General features: G+C 65.4%; 21 protein-coding genes. 12 read left to right on the forward strand and 9 right to left on the reverse strand.

Going from position 1 to position 17,373, the window contains the following annotated elements; translation table 11 throughout:
* Positions 1–16: 16 nt before the first annotated feature.
* The gene (locus tag AB0N05_RS13405; protein ID WP_364692075.1) at positions 17–1,237 is read left to right on the forward strand and encodes an epoxide hydrolase family protein; all 1,221 of its coding nucleotides are present in this window, start codon (positions 17–19) and stop codon (positions 1,235–1,237) included.
* Here AB0N05_RS13405 and AB0N05_RS13410 read toward each other — a convergent pair whose 3' ends face one another.
* On the reverse strand, positions 1,238–1,789 hold the full coding sequence (locus tag AB0N05_RS13410; protein WP_364692078.1) for an ABATE domain-containing protein: 552 nt from the start codon (positions 1,787–1,789) through the stop codon (positions 1,238–1,240). It lies immediately after the preceding gene.
* Positions 1,790–1,873: 84 nt separating this feature from the next.
* On the opposite strand from AB0N05_RS13410, the gene AB0N05_RS13415 reads away from it, so the two are divergent.
* The gene (locus tag AB0N05_RS13415; protein ID WP_364692081.1) at positions 1,874–2,737 is read left to right on the forward strand and encodes an alpha/beta hydrolase; all 864 of its coding nucleotides are present in this window, start codon (positions 1,874–1,876) and stop codon (positions 2,735–2,737) included.
* Positions 2,738–2,796: 59 nt separating this feature from the next.
* Here the strand turns inward: AB0N05_RS13415 and AB0N05_RS13420 are convergent, their stop codons facing one another.
* Positions 2,797–3,225 (reverse strand): nitroreductase family deazaflavin-dependent oxidoreductase, encoded by a 429-nt coding sequence (locus tag AB0N05_RS13420; RefSeq protein WP_364692084.1) that lies wholly within the window; start codon positions 3,223–3,225, stop codon positions 2,797–2,799.
* Between the two features lie 42 nt (positions 3,226–3,267).
* Between AB0N05_RS13420 and AB0N05_RS13425 the strand changes: the two genes are divergently transcribed.
* The 3 genes from AB0N05_RS13425 (at position 3,268) to AB0N05_RS13435 (ending at position 7,760) form a co-directional block, all read left to right on the forward strand.
* Complete coding sequence (locus tag AB0N05_RS13425; RefSeq protein ID WP_364692087.1) at positions 3,268–4,179, forward strand: alpha/beta hydrolase; 912 nt, start codon at positions 3,268–3,270, stop codon at positions 4,177–4,179.
* An 87-nt stretch (positions 4,180–4,266) separates the two neighbouring features.
* Positions 4,267–6,033 (forward strand): long-chain fatty acid--CoA ligase, encoded by a 1,767-nt coding sequence (locus tag AB0N05_RS13430; RefSeq protein WP_364692090.1) that lies wholly within the window; start codon positions 4,267–4,269, stop codon positions 6,031–6,033.
* Positions 6,034–6,047: 14 nt separating this feature from the next.
* Positions 6,048–7,760, forward strand: a complete 1,713-nt coding sequence (locus AB0N05_RS13435; RefSeq protein ID WP_364692093.1) for a GMC family oxidoreductase — start codon at positions 6,048–6,050, stop codon at positions 7,758–7,760.
* 83 nt (positions 7,761–7,843) lie between these two features.
* Here the strand turns inward: AB0N05_RS13435 and AB0N05_RS13440 are convergent, their stop codons facing one another.
* Positions 7,844–8,203, reverse strand: coding sequence for an Rv2640c family ArsR-like transcriptional regulator (locus tag AB0N05_RS13440; RefSeq protein ID WP_364692096.1), 360 nt, complete (start codon positions 8,201–8,203; stop codon positions 7,844–7,846).
* A gap of 98 nt (positions 8,204–8,301) precedes the next feature.
* Here AB0N05_RS13440 and AB0N05_RS13445 point away from each other — a divergent pair, with 98 nt between their 5' ends.
* The 5 genes from AB0N05_RS13445 (at position 8,302) to AB0N05_RS13465 (ending at position 11,245) form a co-directional block, all read left to right on the forward strand.
* Positions 8,302–8,835, forward strand: coding sequence for an ArsI/CadI family heavy metal resistance metalloenzyme (locus tag AB0N05_RS13445; RefSeq protein ID WP_364692099.1), 534 nt, complete (start codon positions 8,302–8,304; stop codon positions 8,833–8,835).
* A 31-nt stretch (positions 8,836–8,866) separates the two neighbouring features.
* Positions 8,867–9,646: an arsenite methyltransferase gene (arsM, locus tag AB0N05_RS13450; protein ID WP_364692103.1), complete on the forward strand. Its 780-nt coding sequence runs from the start codon at positions 8,867–8,869 to the stop codon at positions 9,644–9,646.
* Between the two features lie 73 nt (positions 9,647–9,719).
* On the forward strand, positions 9,720–10,097 hold the full coding sequence (locus tag AB0N05_RS13455) for a metalloregulator ArsR/SmtB family transcription factor (RefSeq protein WP_364692106.1): 378 nt from the start codon (positions 9,720–9,722) through the stop codon (positions 10,095–10,097).
* On the forward strand, positions 10,094–10,828 hold the full coding sequence (locus AB0N05_RS13460) for an MIP/aquaporin family protein (protein ID WP_364692109.1): 735 nt from the start codon (positions 10,094–10,096) through the stop codon (positions 10,826–10,828). The genes AB0N05_RS13455 and AB0N05_RS13460 overlap by 4 nt, the downstream gene beginning before the upstream one ends.
* A 15-nt stretch (positions 10,829–10,843) precedes the next feature.
* Positions 10,844–11,245, forward strand: coding sequence for an arsenate reductase ArsC (locus AB0N05_RS13465; protein WP_364692111.1), 402 nt, complete (start codon positions 10,844–10,846; stop codon positions 11,243–11,245).
* Here the strand turns inward: AB0N05_RS13465 and AB0N05_RS13470 are convergent, their stop codons facing one another.
* From AB0N05_RS13470 to AB0N05_RS13490, 5 genes are all read right to left on the reverse strand, one after another.
* Positions 11,246–12,733, reverse strand: coding sequence for a glycoside hydrolase family 76 protein (locus AB0N05_RS13470; protein ID WP_364692114.1), 1,488 nt, complete (start codon positions 12,731–12,733; stop codon positions 11,246–11,248).
* Positions 12,734–12,754: 21 nt separating this feature from the next.
* Positions 12,755–13,117 carry a VOC family protein gene (locus AB0N05_RS13475; RefSeq protein WP_364692117.1) on the reverse strand — a complete coding sequence of 121 codons (363 nt, stop codon included), beginning with the start codon at positions 13,115–13,117 and terminating at the stop codon, positions 12,755–12,757.
* Between the two features lie 77 nt (positions 13,118–13,194).
* On the reverse strand, positions 13,195–13,629 hold the full coding sequence (locus AB0N05_RS13480; protein ID WP_364692120.1) for a MarR family winged helix-turn-helix transcriptional regulator: 435 nt from the start codon (positions 13,627–13,629) through the stop codon (positions 13,195–13,197).
* A 36-nt stretch (positions 13,630–13,665) separates the two neighbouring features.
* Positions 13,666–13,791 (reverse strand): hypothetical protein, encoded by a 126-nt coding sequence (locus tag AB0N05_RS13485; RefSeq protein ID WP_364692123.1) that lies wholly within the window; start codon positions 13,789–13,791, stop codon positions 13,666–13,668.
* A gap of 18 nt (positions 13,792–13,809) precedes the next feature.
* The gene (locus AB0N05_RS13490; RefSeq protein ID WP_364692125.1) at positions 13,810–14,094 is read right to left on the reverse strand and encodes a hypothetical protein; all 285 of its coding nucleotides are present in this window, start codon (positions 14,092–14,094) and stop codon (positions 13,810–13,812) included.
* A gap of 212 nt (positions 14,095–14,306) precedes the next feature.
* Between AB0N05_RS13490 and AB0N05_RS13495 the strand changes: the two genes are divergently transcribed.
* A complete protein-coding gene (locus AB0N05_RS13495; RefSeq protein ID WP_364692128.1) occupies positions 14,307–15,095 on the forward strand; it encodes an alpha/beta hydrolase in 789 nt (262 codons plus the stop codon).
* Here AB0N05_RS13495 and AB0N05_RS13500 read toward each other — a convergent pair.
* Positions 15,092–15,898, reverse strand: a complete 807-nt coding sequence (locus AB0N05_RS13500) for a helix-turn-helix transcriptional regulator (RefSeq protein ID WP_364692131.1) — start codon at positions 15,896–15,898, stop codon at positions 15,092–15,094. The two genes, AB0N05_RS13495 and AB0N05_RS13500, sit on opposite strands and share 4 nt — an antisense overlap.
* 283 nt (positions 15,899–16,181) lie before the next feature.
* Between AB0N05_RS13500 and AB0N05_RS13505 the strand changes: the two genes are divergently transcribed.
* Positions 16,182–17,369: a 2-deoxy-scyllo-inosose synthase gene (locus AB0N05_RS13505; RefSeq protein ID WP_364692134.1), complete on the forward strand. Its 1,188-nt coding sequence runs from the start codon at positions 16,182–16,184 to the stop codon at positions 17,367–17,369.
* Positions 17,370–17,373 lie beyond the last annotated feature (4 nt).

Raw genomic sequence — 17,373 nt, forward strand, 5'->3', positions numbered from 1 at the left:
GTCCTAGTCTGTTCAGGTGCGCTCATTCCCCTTGCCGCAGACTCCGATTCACGTGCCCGACAACGTGCTGGCCGATCTGCGGCAGCGGCTGGACTTGACCCGCTGGCCCGATGACGCGGGCAATGAGGACGGGTTCTACGGCGTCGGCCGCACCTATCTTCAGGAGCTCGTCGAGTACTGGCGCGACGAGTACGACTGGCGCAAGGCCGAGGCGGCCATCAATGACTACGAGCACTATCTTGTCGAAATCGATGATGTGCCGGTGCATTTCATGCGCAGGCCCGGGGTGGGGCCCGCGCCGACGCCGCTCATCCTCACCCACGGGTGGCCGTGGACGTTCTGGCATTGGTCCAAGGTCATAGACCCATTGGCGAATCCCGGCGCGTTCGGCGGCGACCCGGCCGACGCATTCGACGTGATCGTTCCGTCGTTCCCAGGATTCGGCTTCTCCACCCCGGTGACTAAGCGACCCGACCTGAACTACTGGAAGGTCGCCGACCTCTGGCACACACTCATGACCGATGTCCTCGGCTACGACAAGTACGCCGCAGCCGGTTGCGATGTAGGCGCTCTCGTGACCGGACAGCTCGGCCACAAATACGCCGACGAGCTCTATGGCATCCATATCGGATCAGGCCAGAAACTCGACATGTTCAACGGTGACCGCGCCTGGGACATCACCGGCGGCCGCCCGATCCCCGACGACTTGCCCACCGACGTCCACAACCGAATCGTGGCCTTGGAGAAGCGCTTCGCCGTGCACCTGGCCGTGCACATGCTCGCCCCCAGCACCCTGTCCTTCGGCCTGACAGACTCACCCGCCGGAATGCTCGCCTGGATCCTCGAACGCTGGACGAGCTGGAGCGACAGCCGCGGCAATATCGAAACCGTCTTCACCAAGGACGAGCTCCTCACCCACGCAACGATCTACTGGGTCACCAATTCGATCAGCACATCAATACGCATCTACGCCAACCACAACCGCTATCCCTGGACGCCCTCCCACGATCGGCACCCTGCCATCGAAGCCCCAACCGGCATCACCTTCGTAGCCCACGAAAACCCACCCGGCATAACCACCGCCCAACGCGTGGCCCACTTCCTCAGCACCGACCGCGCCTCCTGGTACAACCACGTCAACCTCACCGCGCACGACCACGGCGGGCACTTCATCCCGTGGGAGATCCCCGGCGAGTGGGTTGAAGATCTCCGCCGCACCTTCCGTGGTCGTCGCTGATCAGCCCTTGTGGTTCTGGTAGTAGCGGGCGACTCGGACTCGGTTGCCGCAGAGGGCGGGGGAGCACCAGCGCCTGCGGGCGGTGGCGGGGAGGAAGAGTTGGCGGCAGGTGGGGCCCTCGCATTGGCGGATCTTGGTGATGGACGGGTCAGCGAGAAAAACCGCTGTGGCTTCGGCTAATTCGGCCAGGAGTACTTCGGTGGGGGAGCCGTCACGCCGCAAAGTTGCGGTGACTGCGGAACCGTCCCAGACCACGGCGCGGTAGCCGGGTGCGGCCCGCTGTGTCGAGGTGATCGCCTCGAGTGCGCTGTTCGGGGGGCGTTCGCCGAGGCGGGCGCTCTGGACGGCGGCCGCGACATGGTCGCGCAGCGTGCGCACTGCCTCGACCGAGACTGGCCCTTCGGGCATGGTCAGTCGCGATTGCTCGGCCGTGATCCATTCGCGCAGTGCGTCATTCGAGGGCAGTAGGTCCTTCTCGCCATCGGCGTCCGTAACCACCGTATTGATCAGGTCCAGTGGTAGCGGTTCGCCGATCAAGTCCGTCCAGCTCATGAACTAATGCTAACAGAAGCACTTGACGCATTAGGTGGGGATCGGCTAGAACTAATGCATAGTTTCCGATGGAAGGCATGTGAGATGACGGCTTTGATTCTGCCCCGGGTTGCACACCGGTTCGTCGACGTCGATGGCGTGCGCGTCTTCTATCGCGAGGCCGGGCCCGTCGAAGCCCCGACTCTGCTTCTGCTGCACGGTTTCCCGTCTTCGTCGAACCAGTACCGTCGTCTGATCGACGCGCTGGGTAACGACTACCATGTGATAGCCCCGGACTACCCCGGCTTCGGCCTCACCGAGAGCCCCGAGGACTTCACGTACTCCTTCGATGCCCTCGCGGATGTCATCGAGGGGTTCGTCGAGAAGCTGGCCCTCCCGGCCTTCGCCCTCTACGCCTTCGACTTCGGCGGCCCCGTAGGCTTCCGGATCGCTCTGCGCCACCCCGAATGGATCAAGGGCGTGATCATCCAGAACGCGAACTCCTACACCGAAGGCCTTTCCGACATGGCCCGGGAGATGACTGCCAATCGCCCCGGCCTACCCGGTGCCGAGGACAATGTTCGCCAGATCATGGTCCTGCCCGTCACTCGCGGCCAATACGAAGGCGGCACAACCGATCCCGAGCAGGTGGACCCCACTGCCTGGACCGTCGATCAGCACTTCCTGGACCAGCCCACCCGCCTCGAAGCCCAAATCGCGCTGGCCCTCGACTACCACACCAACATCGCCCAATACCCCGCCTGGCAAGCCTGGCTTCGCGAAACTCAGCCCCCGGCACTCATCTTCTGGGGTCGCAATGATGTCTTCTTCCCCGAAGCCGGAGCCCACGCCTACCTGCAAGACCTCCCCAAGGCGGACATCCATATCTTCGACACCGGCCACTTCGCCCTTGAGGAAAACCTCCCCGAGATTGCGCCGCTGATCGCAGACTTCCTCGACCGCCTCTGACGGCAATAGGCCGGGACAGCGCATGCTGTCCCGGCCTTCGGCGTGCCGCTGCGGTGGCCTCAGGCTCCGTCGGCGCGGGTGAGGACCACGACCGGGATCGGCCAGGACACCTTTTCTTGGAACGTGGTGAGGAACGGGGCGGCGGGCAGGCCTTGGTTCCAAAGGCGTTCGCGCTCTTCACCGGTGGCGACGGTGGCCTTCGCGGGCCAGGACTCGGTGCCGACCTCGACCGTGACGGCAGGGTTGGCGACGAGGTTGTGGAACCAGCCGGGGCGGGTGGGGCGGCCACCATTCGCGGCGAAGACGTAAAGGTTGTCGCCGTCGCGTTGGTAGGCGAGCGGCCAGGTGCGGGTTTCGCCGGTGCGCGCACCGGTGGTGGTGAGGAGCAGAATCGGCGTTTGGGCGAACTGGCCGCCGACCTTCCCGGCTCCCGACCGGAACTCGGCGATGATTTCCTGATTCAGCCGCTGACGCTCAACGTTGGTCATGCGCTCATGAAACCAGATTGCGGCAGTGGATGTTTCGCATGAATGCGCACAGGATGGAAGGAGCGCGGAGCGGAGGATCTCATGCTGAATGTGGAGCGTTCGACGCGACTGGCCGACCTGTCGGGTGGGCCGGTCGAGTATCGGCTCGAGCAGCACGGGCCGCAGACGGTGATGATGCTGCATGGCGGTCACATGCGCGCATCGCTGCCCTTCGGTGAAGGAGTGTTCACCGATGCAGGGTTCAGCGTGCTCGCACCGTCGCGGCCGGGCTACGGCCGCACTCCGCTGGGGGCGGGCCCGTCACCGGAGGCTTACGCGGATTCGCTCGCCGAACTGTGTCATCACCTCGGTATCGAGCGGCTTGCGGCGGTGGTCGGGCAGTCGGCGAGCGGGCCCACGGCCGTGACATTCGCTGCCGCGCACCCGGATCTGGTGGCCCGTCTGGTCCTGGAAAGCGCGGTGGGTTTCCAGCCGTGGCCGGAAAAGCCCAGTCTGCGGATCGGCGGCCCGCTGATGTTCCACGCTCGCACCCAGCGGGCGACATGGGGGTTGGTGCACGCGCTTGCCCGCCATGCGCCGAATATCGCACTGCGATTGCTGCTGCGCGATCTGAGCATTCACGGGGTCGATGAACTCCTCGCCACATTCAGCGGTGACGATCGCGAGTCGCTGCTCGCCTACTTCACCCGGATGAACTCGGGGGCCGGTTTCGCCGCAGACCTGCACGCCCTGCGCCATCCGGCGGCAATGCCCAAGGTCACCCAGCCGACCCTGGTCATCGCGAGCCCCGACGATGCCGCGGTCCCGTTCGCGCAGGCCCGTTCGCTCGCGGAGGACATTCCCGCCGCACGCCTGATCACCAGCCGAGCTCCGAGCCACTACATCTGGTTCGGGGCCGACTACCCCGTCATCGCCGACGCCATCATCGACTTCGTCGGAAGCACCGCGCCATGACCGACAGACACCAGCCATGGCCGAAAATGTCGATTCCCTGACCTTCTTTGTGTTCGTGACCAGCGATATCGCCTCTACGGTCGGGATATGCAGTATCCCGAAACGCTGTGTGCCGCCTTCCAGCGGACAGCCGTCGAGAAGCGCGATGACATTGCCATACGCACGCCCGGTGGGGGCCGGACGCTGACTTGGGGCGAATACGCCACGCGAGTCAGAGACATCGCCGCCGGTTTGGCGAATCTCGGAGTCGGACAGGGCGATACGGTCGGGATCATGCTGGCCAATCGGCCGGAGTTCCATCTGGTGGATGCGGCCGCCATGCACCTCGGGGCGGTGCCGTTTTCGATCTACAACACGAATCCCGCGGAGACCATCGCGTATCTGTGCGGGAATGCGGGCAATCGGGTGCTGGTCACCGAGGAGCAGTTTCTCCCTCAGGTGACGGCGGCGCTCAGCGGCGAGCATTCAGTGGAACATCTCGTGGTGGTCGACGGCGCGGGTGAGGGACGGCTGTCACTGGACGAGGTGGAGCGGAATCCGCTGGCGGACTTCGATTTCGATGCCGCGTGGCAACGGGTGACCGGCACGGATGTGCTGACCATCATCTACACCTCGGGAACCACCGGCACGCCCAAGGGCGTCGAGCTCACCCACGACAATATTCTGGCCGATATGCGGGGCGCGGCCTCGGTGGTCGACCCGACGCTGACGCACCGGCTCATCTCCTATCTGCCGGACGCGCACATCGTGAATCGCTGGGTGTGCCAGTACATTCCGATGATCTCCGGCTCGGTCGTCACCGATCTGGCCAATCCGCGCGAGATCGTGACCGGCCTCGGCGAGGTGCGGCCCACGGCTTTCGTTGCGGTGCCGCAGATTTGGTACAAGGTCAAGGGCGCGCTGGAGATGCAGCTGGCCAATGAGCCGAGCCCGCTCAAGCGCACCCTGGGGCAGTGGGCGGTCGGCGTCGGGCAGGCCAAGGTGCGAGCCGAGGCCACGGGATCGGTGCCGCTGCCACTGCGGATTCAGCACCTGCTGGCCGACAAGCTGGTGCTATCGAAGATTCGCGCCAAGCTCGGGCTGGATGCGCTGATCGTCGGCGCGACCGGGGCCGCGCCCATCGCCCGGGAGGCGCACGAGTTCATCCTCGGCCTCGGCCTGCCGATCGTGGAGGTGTACGGCAGCTCCGAACTGTCGGCGGTCACGATCATCAATCGCCTGGATCGCATGCGGCTGGGCACGGTCGGCACCCCGATCGACGGCATCGACATCCACCTCGCCGAGGACGGTGAACTGCTGGTCCGCGGACCGGTCGTCATGCGCGGCTATCGCAATGCGCCCGAGCAGACCGCCGAGGCCATCGACGCGGACGGCTGGTTCCACACCGGCGATATCGCCACCGTCGACGCCGACGGCTATGTGTCCATCGTCGACCGCAAGAAGGAACTCATCATCAACTCGGGCGGCAAGAACATGTCGCCCAGCAAGATCGAGGGTTTCGTGAAGGTCGCCTGCCCGCTGGCCGGTTCCGTGGCCGCGATCGGCGACAACAGGTCGTATGTCACCGCGCTCATCACCCTCGATGCCGATGCGGCCGCGGCCTACGCCGCCGCACACGGACTGGACCCGTCACCGGCCATCTTGGCCGCCGATCCCGGGGTGCTGGCGGCGATCGATTCCGGTGTGCGCGAGGCGAATACCCATCTCGCCCGAGTCGAGCAGGTCAAGAAGTTCACCGTCCTGCCGTCGATATGGGAGCCGGGCGGGGAGGAACTCACCCCGACCATGAAGCTCAAGCGCAAGCCCATCGCCGCGAAGTACGCCCACGACATCGACGCCCTCTACGGCGCGTAACCTCCTGGAGCATCATGAAATTCGACTATGACGTGCTGGTAATCGGTTCCGGCTTCGGTGGCAGTGTCTCCGCGCTGCGGTTGACCGAGAAGGGATATCGGGTCGGCGTGCTGGAATCCGGCCGCCGCTGGGAAGCCTCCGATATCCCGAAGTCCAACTGGAACCTGCGCAAATCCATCTGGATGCCGCGCCTGGGCCTGACCGGGACCCAGCGTGTGAGCCTGCTCGGCAAGGTGACGCTGTTCAGCGCAGCGGGCGTCGGCGGCGGCTCGCTCATCTACGGCAATACCCTCTACGAACCGCTGCCCAACTTCTACAGCGATCCGTCCTGGGCGCACATCACCGACTGGCGCAGCGAACTCGCGCCCTACTACGACCAGGCCCAGCGCATGCTCGGCGTGGCCGAGAATCCCAGGATCACGCCCGCCGACGAGGCCCTGCGTGAGGTCGCGGTCGAACTCGGCGTGGAGGACACCTTCCACCCGACCAATGTCGGCGTGTTCTTCGGTGAGCCCGGAAAGACCGTCCCCGACCCATATTTCGGCGGCGTCGGCCCCGACCGCACCGGCTGCATCCACTGCGCCAACTGCATGACCGGCTGCGCGCATGGCGCGAAGAACACCACCAACACCAACTACCTGTACTTGGCCGAACAGGCCGGGGCGCAAGTGCATTCGATGACCACCGTCACCGATGTGCGCCAACTGACGGGCGGCGGCTACGCGGTCACCACCCAGACCTCGGGTCGCCTGGTTCGCAGGCAGCGCCGGGAATTCAGCGCCGAACAGGTGGTGTTCTCGGCCGCCGCGCGCGGCACCCACCACCTGCTGCATCAGTTGCGCGACACCGGCCGCCTGCCGGAGATCTCGCCGCGTCTGGGCGAGCTGACCCGCACCAATTCCGAAGCCGTGCTCACCGCGACCAGCCGCACCCGTACGGACTTCGCACAGGGCGTGGCCATCACCTCCTCGATCCATCCGGAGCCGAACACCCACATCGAGGTGTGCCACTACGGCAAGGGCCAGAACATGCTGTTCCCCCTCACCGCCCCCATGATCGACGGTGGCCCGCTGCGTTTCCTGCGCTTCCTGCTGCTGATCCTGTTGCACCCCTTGCTGTTCGCGCGCTCGCTCAAGGTCCGCCGAGCTTCGGAGCGGTCGGTGATCCTGCTCGTCATGCAGTCCCTGGACAACTCCTTGACCTCGTTCGGCAAGAAGACCCCGTTCGGCTACTTCCTGTCCACGAAACAGGGTGCCGGAGAACCGAATCCGACGTGGATCCCCACCGGCCACAAGGCCAATCGCCTGTTCGCCGAGAAGATCGACGGCGATGCCCTCGGTATGTACATGGACGTCTTCAATATCCCGTCCACCGCCCACTACATCGGCGGATGCCCGATGGGCGAGTCCGCCGCCGACGGCGTCATCGACCCCTACCACCGCCTGCACGGCTATGAGGGTCTGCACGTCATCGACGGTTCCGCGGTCTCCGCCAACCTGGGCGTCAACCCCTCGCTGACCATCACTGCCATGGCGGAACGCGCCTGCGCCTTCTGGCCCAACAAGGGCGAAACCGACACCCGCCCCGCCCACGGCATCGCTTACCAGCGAATCTCGCCCGTCAACCCGGTAGCCCCCGCCGTCCCGGCCACCGCTCCCGGTGCGCTCAAGCTCCTCCCGCTGACGGTCCACGTGGCCGCGAAAGAAGAACAGCCTCAGGCCAACTGAGCACTTCACCAAGATTCTGTGCACTTCACCCACGTTGTTACGTGGGTGAAGTGCATTTTTCGTGGGTGAGGTCGTGCCCGGATTCAGGTGCAGCAGTTGGGGTCCAGGACCAGGCAGAGGGCGGAGAGGGATTCGCGGCGGGCGCGGTGATAGATGTTCATGCCGCGGCGCTCGGATTCGATGAGCCCGGCTTTCTTCAGCTGTCCGAGGTGGTGGCTGACCGTGGATTCGGCGAGCCCGACCGTGGCCGCCAGTTCGCCGGTGTTTTCCTCACCGAGTGGGCTGGTGAGCAGCAGTGACATCAGCTTCACGCGGACCGGGTCGGCGATCGCCTTGAGGCGCAGCGCCACTTCCAATGCGGCGTCATCGTCGATCGGTCCGGCCGCCACGGGCTGGCAGCAGACCGGGGCGGACATATCGATCACGGGTAGGGCCTTTGGCATGAGATCGACTCTACCGAGCTTCTTGACATATGTCGAAGAGGTGCCTCACACTCGACTACACAAGCTCTTCGATATATGTCTCACAAGTGGAGGACCTCATGTCTCGTGTCCAGCTCGCCCTCAATGTCGACAACCTCGACCAGGCCGTGGCCTTCTATTCGACCCTGTTCAATACCGAGCCCGCCAAGCGGAAGCCCGGATACGCGAACTTCGCGATCAACGAGCCGCCGCTGAAGCTCGTACTACTGGAGAACCCGGGTGAAGGCGGCGGTATCAACCATCTCGGTGTCGAAGTGGAGACCTCCGACCACGTCCATGCCGAGATCGCACGCCTGTCGGACGCCGGGTTGTTCACCGAGGAGCAGATCGCGACCACCTGTTGCTTCGCCACCCAGGACAAGGTGTGGGTGACGGCTCCCGATGCCGAGCGCTGGGAGGTGTACACCGTGCTCGCCGACAGTGAAACCTTCGGCGCGGCACCAGCATTCGCGGAGCCGTTGCCGGTGGTGCCGGAGGGGTCCGATGCGGGGCCGTGCTGCGGTACCGTCGAGGAAGCCGCCGCCGAGGGCGCATGCTGCGGGAGCACGGCCAAATCGCAAGCGGTGGCGACCGGGGCAGGCTGCTGCGGCTGATCCGGGCTGATCGAGACCCGAGGAGGTCGTGATGAATATCGATCGGGACGAGATGCGGGAAGCTGTTCGAGCCAGGTATGCCTCGGCGGCAACACAATTCGTCGAAACCGCACAGATATCGGACAATGGATGCTGCGGTGACGAAGGCTGCGGCACCGGCGTTGTGCAGTTCGATGAGGCCGGATTCGGCCGGAATCTCTATTCGGACGCGGAACGAGAGGCAATTCCCGCGGACGCGGTGGCGGCGAGCCTGGGTTGCGGAAACCCCCTTGCGGTCGCCGACCTGAATCCCGGCGAGATCGTGCTCGACCTGGGTTCCGGCGCGGGGCTGGATGTGCTGCTGTCCGCGCGCCGGGTCGGACCGACCGGCAAGGCGTACGGGCTGGACATGACCGATGAGATGCTCGCTCTGGCCGAGGGCAATGTCCGCGAGGCCGGGGCCGAGAACATCGAATTCCTCAAAGGTGTCATCGAATCCATCCCGCTGCCGGAGGCGTCGGTCGATGTGGTGATCTCCAATTGTGTGATCAACCTGTCGTCCGACAAGTCGGCGGTTTTCGCCGAAACCTTCCGTGTGCTGCGGCCCGGGGGTCGCCTCGGCGTCACCGATGTGGTGGCCGAGGACCAGTTGACCCCGGAGGATCGGGCCGCGCGCGGAACACAGGTCGGCTGCATCGCCGGCGCGCTGACCTTCACCGAATATCGGACCGGGCTGGCCGTCGCGGGGTTCACCGACATCCAGGTCACGCCCACCCATGAGGTTGCGGACGGAATGCATTCGGCGATCATCAAGGCGACCAAACCCCGATAGTGGGTCCGGCCCGCGAGCATTGTTCACTGGGCGTTCGCTTGCCCTCTGATTCGATATCCATCAATATCGACAGGTGTCGAAACAAGAGTTGTCACTGACGGACGTGACCTCACCCCGGTGTGAGGTCACGCCGCTGGTGCGCGAGCCGCTGACCACTGCGGCAGCCGTCGAACTGGCCGGTGCGTTCAAGGCATTGTCGGATCCGGTGCGCCTGCGGCTGCTGTCACTGGTGGCCAGCCATACCGGGCAGGAAGCATGCGTATGCGACCTGTCGGAGGGTTTCGACGTCGGCCAGCCCACCATTTCCCATCACCTCAAGGTGCTGCGCGAAGCCGGACTGCTCAGCAGCGAGCGCCGCGGGTCCTGGGTCTACTACCGGATCGAACCGGCCGTGTTGCGACAACTGTCGCAGCTGCTCGACGGTGCGATCGCCGCACAGGTGACGCGATGACCGCGCAGGCTCGGCGGCTCCTGGCCGAATTCGTCGGTACCGCGCTGCTGGTGTGCGTGGTCGTCGGCTCGGGTATCGCCGCGCAACAGCTCTCGCCCGGCGATATCGGGTTGCAATTGCTGGAGAACTCGACCGCGACCGTGTTCGGGCTGGGAGTGCTGATCCTGGTTCTCGGCCCGGTCTCGGGCGCGCACTTCAATCCTGTGGTGTCCCTTGCCGATTGGATGGCGGGCCGTCGCCGGGGTACCGGGCTGCCGGGAGCCGAGCTGGCGGGATATGTGGTCGCGCAGATCGCCGGTGGCGGGTGCGGCGCGGTGCTGGCCAATGTCATGTTCGACCAAGCGGCGGTACAGATTTCCACTCATGACCGCGTCACGACCGGGCATGTGGTCGGCGAGATCGTCGCCACCGCCGGACTCATCGCGGTCATCTTCGCCTTGGCGCGCACCGGACGCGCCTCGCTGTCCGCCCCGGCGGTCGCCGCCTACATCGGCGCGGCGTATTGGTTCACCAGCTCAACCTCTTTCGCCAACCCGGCCGTCACCCTCGGCCGCGTCTTCTCGGACACCTTCGCGGGGATCGCGCCCGCGTCGGTGCCCGCATTCATCGCAGCCCAACTCGTAGGGGCCGGGATCGGTCTCGCACTGATTCACGCTCTGTATCCCGATATCGCCGCCTCGGCCGACAGTGTCGTGGTCCGCCATCCCGAACCCGATACCCAGACCCACTGAAAGGTCCACGACCCCATGGCTTCCATGCCCAGCGTGCTGTTCGTCTGCGTCCATAACGCCGGACGTTCGCAAATGGCGCAAGGCTTCCTGACTCATCTCGCGGGTGACGCCATCGAGGTCCGCTCGGCCGGAAGCGTTCCGGGGGAGACGCTCAATCCCGTAGCCGTCGAAGCCATGCGCGAGGTCGGCATCGATATCACTGCTCAGCATCCGAAGATCCTTACCGCCGACACGGTACAGACGTCGACCGTCGTCATCACCATGGGTTGCGGCGACGCCTGCCCGTACTTCCCCGGAGTCGACTACCGCGACTGGAATCTCGATGACCCGGCCGGGCAGGGCATCGACGTGGTTCGCCCGATCCGCGACGAAATTCGAACCCGCGTGGAAGCTCTCATCGCTGAGTTACTCGGCTAGCTAGGGCTGCCCGGCATTGAGCGCATCCAATGCGGCTGCCTGAGTGGCGAAATCGGGCTGATCGTCGGCGCGGAGCGGGCCTTGCCAGCGGAACCCGTACTCATCGGCTTTGCCGGTCAGCGAGTTTGCCTGCCGGATAAGGAATTCGTCGGTGAACCTGGCCCCTCGGGTGGCCACAAGCTCACGGTAGTAGCGCACGAAGACGCCCTTGAAGGTGTCCGCGTCCCCGCACTGCGGGCCCGGGCATTTCTCGGCCGGAGCGTATTCGTACAAGATGCCGTCCCGTATGAACGGCGAGCCGTCACGGGTCGCCGCCGCGGCGATGGCCTCGGCCGAGGTGAGCAACTCGCCCGCTCCGGTGGCCCGATGCAGGGCCACCAGTCCGCGAATCATCGCGCCCTGCCCATAGGTCCACCGCATGTTCTCATCGACCAGCACGCAGGTGTCGCCGTACTTGTCCATGTGGTCGTTGACCAGACCGGACCGGTCGAGCAACGCCCGGCCCGCCCGTTCGGTGAACCACACCCAAGTCCCTTGCGCACGAGCGAGATACGCCGCTCGATCCGCCCCGTCGACCCAGGTGCTCAGCGCCGCGGTGGCTGTCATATACAGCGCATTGGTGATCGCGTTCACCTGGAACCGATCCTTGCCCTCCCGCGCCCAGGCCAGCCCGCCATCGCAGAACGGCGCCCGCTGGTCCCCGAGTCCGTCCACGATCGCCCGCGCGGCCGCGAGATACCGCGGCTCGAAGGTGAGCCCATAGGCGTCGATCCATGCCAGCGCCCACCACAGTTCGTCGTCGTTATAGCCGGTCCGCTTGGGCAATCCGAGGCGGGCGACCTCGCCGTGCCGATACGTCTCGTCGACATACGTCAGGTATTGGCGGTCGCCGGTCTGGCGCATGTAATCGATTACGCCGGTCAGCGCATTGGCACTCTGCCAGGTGGCGACATCGTGCTCCCACAGCCCGGTGTCGTGGTCGTAGGTGTCCAGCAATCGTTCGAGCGCCCGTTGCCGCCGGTCCGGCGGAGGATCGCCCGGCGCGGTCCACCGGGTGCACCGAACCTCCGGCCGATCCCCGGCCTTCCCACAGGCACGCAGCTTGGCACCGGCATACCGGTAGAACGGCGTCCGCTGCGCTGTGTCCGAAACTGTTGCGACACCGAGACTTCCATCGCGGACCCCGCTCCCGTCCGCACCGCGATCGATCCACACCGAATCGCCCGGCCGCCCGCTCTCGATGCTCGCCGAGGCCCCGCACTCGGCCATGCGCAAGGTAATCGTGCGCGACCACACCCGAACCTGCGGATTCGTCACCCGGGAACCGCTCGCGGCGCGCGGATCACCATTGTCTTTCGGGCTGCCCGAACACTCCGCTCGAACCGCCCCACCGCGTGCGGACTCGGACTTCACCACCAGGATGGTCGCGAGCGCCAATCCCACGACGCTGACGACAATCCCCCATCGCGTGCTCCGGCTTCTGATCACCCCTTGCACGCTAGCCGGGTGCTATCCGGATCCGCTGAGGTGGGCGAGCACGTTGATCACGGTTCCGTCAGGATCCTGCACGAAGAAGCGCCGTACGCCCCAGGCTTCGTCGGTGAGCGGGTAGACGATTCGCGCTCCACGCCGCACCGCCATGCGATATGCCGCGTCGACCGTCGCGGGCTCGCCAACGTCGATCCCGAATTGGGGAGTGGGCGTTTCGGCGTTCTTTGGCAACACGATGACCTGCGCGGACGGATTATCCGGCGACCGCAATCCGAGCACGGGATCTGTCATGGCCACCTCGAGTCCGAAGACCTCGACGTAGAACTCGCGGGATGCGTCGAGATCGCCGCTCTCGACGTAGGGATGGATTCGTTTGATCACTTGCCGATCATGCGGGACCTCATGCCCGTGGCACTTGTACGAATCGGCACTTCGACGAATCGGCACGGCCGCCCGGTTCAGTACTCGATTTCGTCGCGCAGCGCATGCAGCGCGATCAGCGCATTCATGAATCCCCGGCGATCGCTCGCAGGTAGACGGCCGAGCAGTCGCTCTTCCGCCGCCTGAATATCGGCCTGGGCCTTGGTTCTGACGCGCCCACCCGCTGAGGTGAGGGCGAGCACCCGCGCACGACGGTCATCAGGGTCAGGCTTGCGTTCGATCAACCCGCGGTTCTGCAGATCATCGAGCACCGCGATGATGCGGGTCTTGTCCGCGCCGATTTCCTGCGCGAGTGCGCCCTGACCACGGGCCGGGCCGTCGCCCAGCGAGAGCAATACCACGTAGGCCCACATGCTGAGGCCGTGCGCCTCGAGCACCGGCCGTTCGGCCGCCATCAGGGTGCGGCCGAGCGGCACGATCATTGCCGCGAGATCCGGACGCTTGTCAGACATGCGGTCAAACATACTGGCCGCAATGCCCGACTCCGATCAGGCAGCAGCGCGATGCGGCTCCTCGATGGTGTTGCGGGCCCGCGCCAGCACTTCCTCGGCGTCGAATCGTGGTACCTGCCAGGAGTCGGTGGCGACTGCGACGCGTCCCCGCCAGTTACGCATGATCTTGGAGTGCACCGGTCAGCGCACGAAACGTCGCATATCTCGCTCGGATTCCCACACGGTGATCGAACCGCCCCGCAGCTCGGCCGGACGGCCCCACAGCCACAGCCCCACCGCGCCCTGTATGACCGGCCAGGTGCGGCCGAGATCCATGCCGATCTCATAGGTCTGCTGGACATCCTCCTTCGAGGTGGCCAGAAAGTCGGTCACGCTGACGAACACCGACTCCGAGATGTCATGGCGCGGACCGGCATTCCAAGGCATGAGGAAGGTCCCGTCATACATCGGCTGCTCGGGCTTCATGACGCGGCCCGCTGTGCCATCGGCGCTCCGGCCGTGTGGGTAATCGTACGCATATGTAGATGATATGCACAGGTATACGAATAGGGCCAGCGCCGATTTCGGACCGGATCACGTTCACGCCATACAGGTTTGGGGCGGGCAAGATCGTTCCTGGCGGCGGTGGACGTGCGGTAGCGTGGAACGTTCCTAAGGCGAAGCGGGAGAGTTTCAGAATGCCGTTTGTCACGCGTGGGGGCGTGCGGGTTCATTTCACGGATACAGGTGGTGGGGGCCGGGCGGTAGTGCTGGGACACAGCCTGTTCATGGATCAGGAGATGTTCGCGCCACAGGCGCAGGGACTGGCACCGGACTATCGGGTGATCGGGATCGACTCGCGAGGTCACGGCCACAGCGAGGACGACGGAACCCCGTTCAGCTATTGGGATTTGGCCCGCGACGCATGGGCCGTCGTGGACGCGCTCCGACTGGAGCGGGTCGTGGTGGGCGGCGTCGCGCACGGGGCCTTCACCGCGATGCGCATGGCCCTGCTGGCGCAGTCCCGGGTGGACGGACTGATCATGATCGGTTCCACCGCAACGGAAATGGGCCCACGGCGGCAGATCGGATACCGCGAGGTGATCGACGCCTGGACCGGCGACGCACCGCTGGCCCCGACCATCAAAATGGTGTCCTCATTGATGATCGGAGCCACCCCGGAGGATCAGTTGCCGTGGCGGGAGAAGTGGCTGGCAATGGATCGCGGGCGGATTCGACTGGCAGCGGAATGCCTGATCAATCGGGATTCGGTACTCGAGCTGCTCGGCGATATTCCCTGCCCCGGCTTGGTGATTCGCGGTCTCGCCGATCAGGCGAACGATCCCGAGGAAATGGCCGCCATGGCCGCGGCGCTCGGTGAGCCGACCACCGTGCACACCATCTCCGGGGCGGCGCTCACCCCGAATCTCACGCATCCCGATGAGGTGAACGCGCTGCTGCGCAAGTTCCTGGACGGCCTGCCCTAACCCTCGGCACGCGGCTCCACCAATCCGATGAACAGCTGGTGCGCGGGTCCGGGCGCGGTGCCCCGATAACGCTGCACTCGAACGTCGAACACGGTGGCGGTCTTGGGGTTTCGCAGCGTGAAGGTGGGATCGGCCCGGCCGATGCGCACGTGCCCAGCGCTCCACAGACGCCGGAAGTCGGGTTGCTCACCGAGGTCCCGCAGCACGGCGTCGATATCGGCACGGTCGGAGGCCTCCGCGGCGTAGGCGCGGAACCGCCCCACCGTCAGGCTCGCCTCGCGCTCCCATTCCTCGACCACGATGCGTGCCCGCGGATCGGTGAACAGCCACCGCAGCACATGCCCATTGCGCGCGAGCCCGGGCAGCGCGGTATCGAAGGCCGCATTGCTGGCCACAATGTGCCAGCCGTCGTCGAGCGCGGCCGCGAGATGGGGGAGCAGCGCGTCCAGCGTCGTCCGCACGGCGGCCACTGCGTCGTCATCACGGCGCAGCGGTGGCGGATTCAGGGACGCCGGTCGCTGCTGAGCCAGGTGATAGAGGTGAATTCGCTCGGCCAAGCCCAGCTCGAGCACCGCGGCGAGCGAATCCAGAATGGCCGGACCGGGATTGAGCGCCTCGCCCTGTTCGATCTTGGCGATATAGCCGAGGCTGGCATGGGTGGCCTCGGCCAGCTGCTTGCGGGTGAGCCCGGCCGGATTGCCGGTGGTCGCCCTGCCGCGGCATTCCCGCACGAATTCGGCCAGGCTCGGCGCGCACAGCTCATTGGTGGCCGGACCGCCGATCTCGTTGTCAGCCAATGACATTTCCGTCGTCTCACCTCGCCTCTACAGGATCGCTCGGCCCCAGGATAGGCCGCCGCGACGATGGTTTCGCGTCGAGTCGGTCGCGCGCACAACCCCTGTGATTAGCACCGGCAACGACCCCGCCTACGGCCAGTGGTACCGGCTCCCGGCCATGGTCATGACTGGGGTATCCCACCGGTTGCCAAAGCGAGTCTTCACATTCGATATTTGCAATGTCGGGGGCGGCGCTCGAATCCAGCGATGTATTCGAGCCAGTTGGCGGACAAGCAGGAGCGAGCACGAAATGGCCAGCAATTCACTGTCTCCCGGCCGAGCGGGACTGCGTTCGCGCACGATCAGCATCGGCGAACAATCGTTTCCGTATTACTTCGGCGCGGACTGCATTACCGAAATCTCCGGGGCAATAGCCGATTTGAGCCCCGACAAGCTGGTGATCGTGACAGATGATCACCTGCTCGAACTGTATGCCGCGGAAATCGAGCGGCTGGCGGGCGAATTGCCGTTCCTCACCCTCACCCATCCGGCCGGTGAGTCCATGAAAACGCTGTCCTGCCTGTCCGATCATCTGGAGACGGCACTGCGGGCGGGCATTACGCGACGCTCGGTGGTGGTCTCCTTCGGCGGCGGAGTACCCGGAAATCTCGCGGGGCTCCTGGCGAGCCTGCTGTTTCGCGGTATCCGGCTGGTGCATGTGCCGACCACGACGATCGCCGCCATGGATTCGGTGCTGTCGCTGAAGCAGGCGATCAATAGCGGTGTGGGCAAGAACCACATCGGCACCTTCTACGCGCCCACGGCGATCTATACCGATGTCCGACTGTTCGCGACGCTGTCCGAACGGGAATTACGTTCCGGCCTCTGCGAAATGGCGAAGAACTGCCTGGCCATTGCCCCTGCGATGCTGGATCAATTGCGCGCGGTCGTCGCCGCGGGTGAACTCGCCAACCCGCAAGCACTGCTATGGCTGCTCGATGCCAGTATTGCCGCGAAATCCTCGGTGACTCGCCACGATACGTTCGAGCGTCGCGCAGGACTCGTCCTGGAATATGGCCACACCGTCGGGCACGCCATCGAGATCAGTGACCATCGCGTGCGGGGTACTGCGGGAATCGCACACGGCGCCGCGATTGCTCTGGGAATGCTGGTGGCCGCGCACATCTCGCGTGCGCGGGGCTGGCTGTCCGACGACGAGGTGAGTGTCCACTACGAGGTGGTCACCGGTCTCGGCGTGGAACCGTGCCTGCCCGCATCGGTCGGCGTGGCCGATGTGCTGGCGGTGGTCGCCGATGACAATAAGAACGGCTACCTCGAGCCGAGCCCGGATGCCGTGCCGTTCGTGCTGCTGCGGGCTCTCGGCCGTCCGGAACACACCGGAGACCTTCCGCTGGTGCATGTTTCGACGAGCGAGATCCGCGAGGCGCTCGAGGTCATCGCGCAATCGCGCACCGCCGCTCCGGCTGTCGGCGTGTAGGGGC

The organism is Nocardia sp. NPDC051030 (genome assembly GCF_040683015.1).
Classification (GTDB): domain Bacteria; phylum Actinomycetota; class Actinomycetes; order Mycobacteriales; family Mycobacteriaceae; genus Nocardia.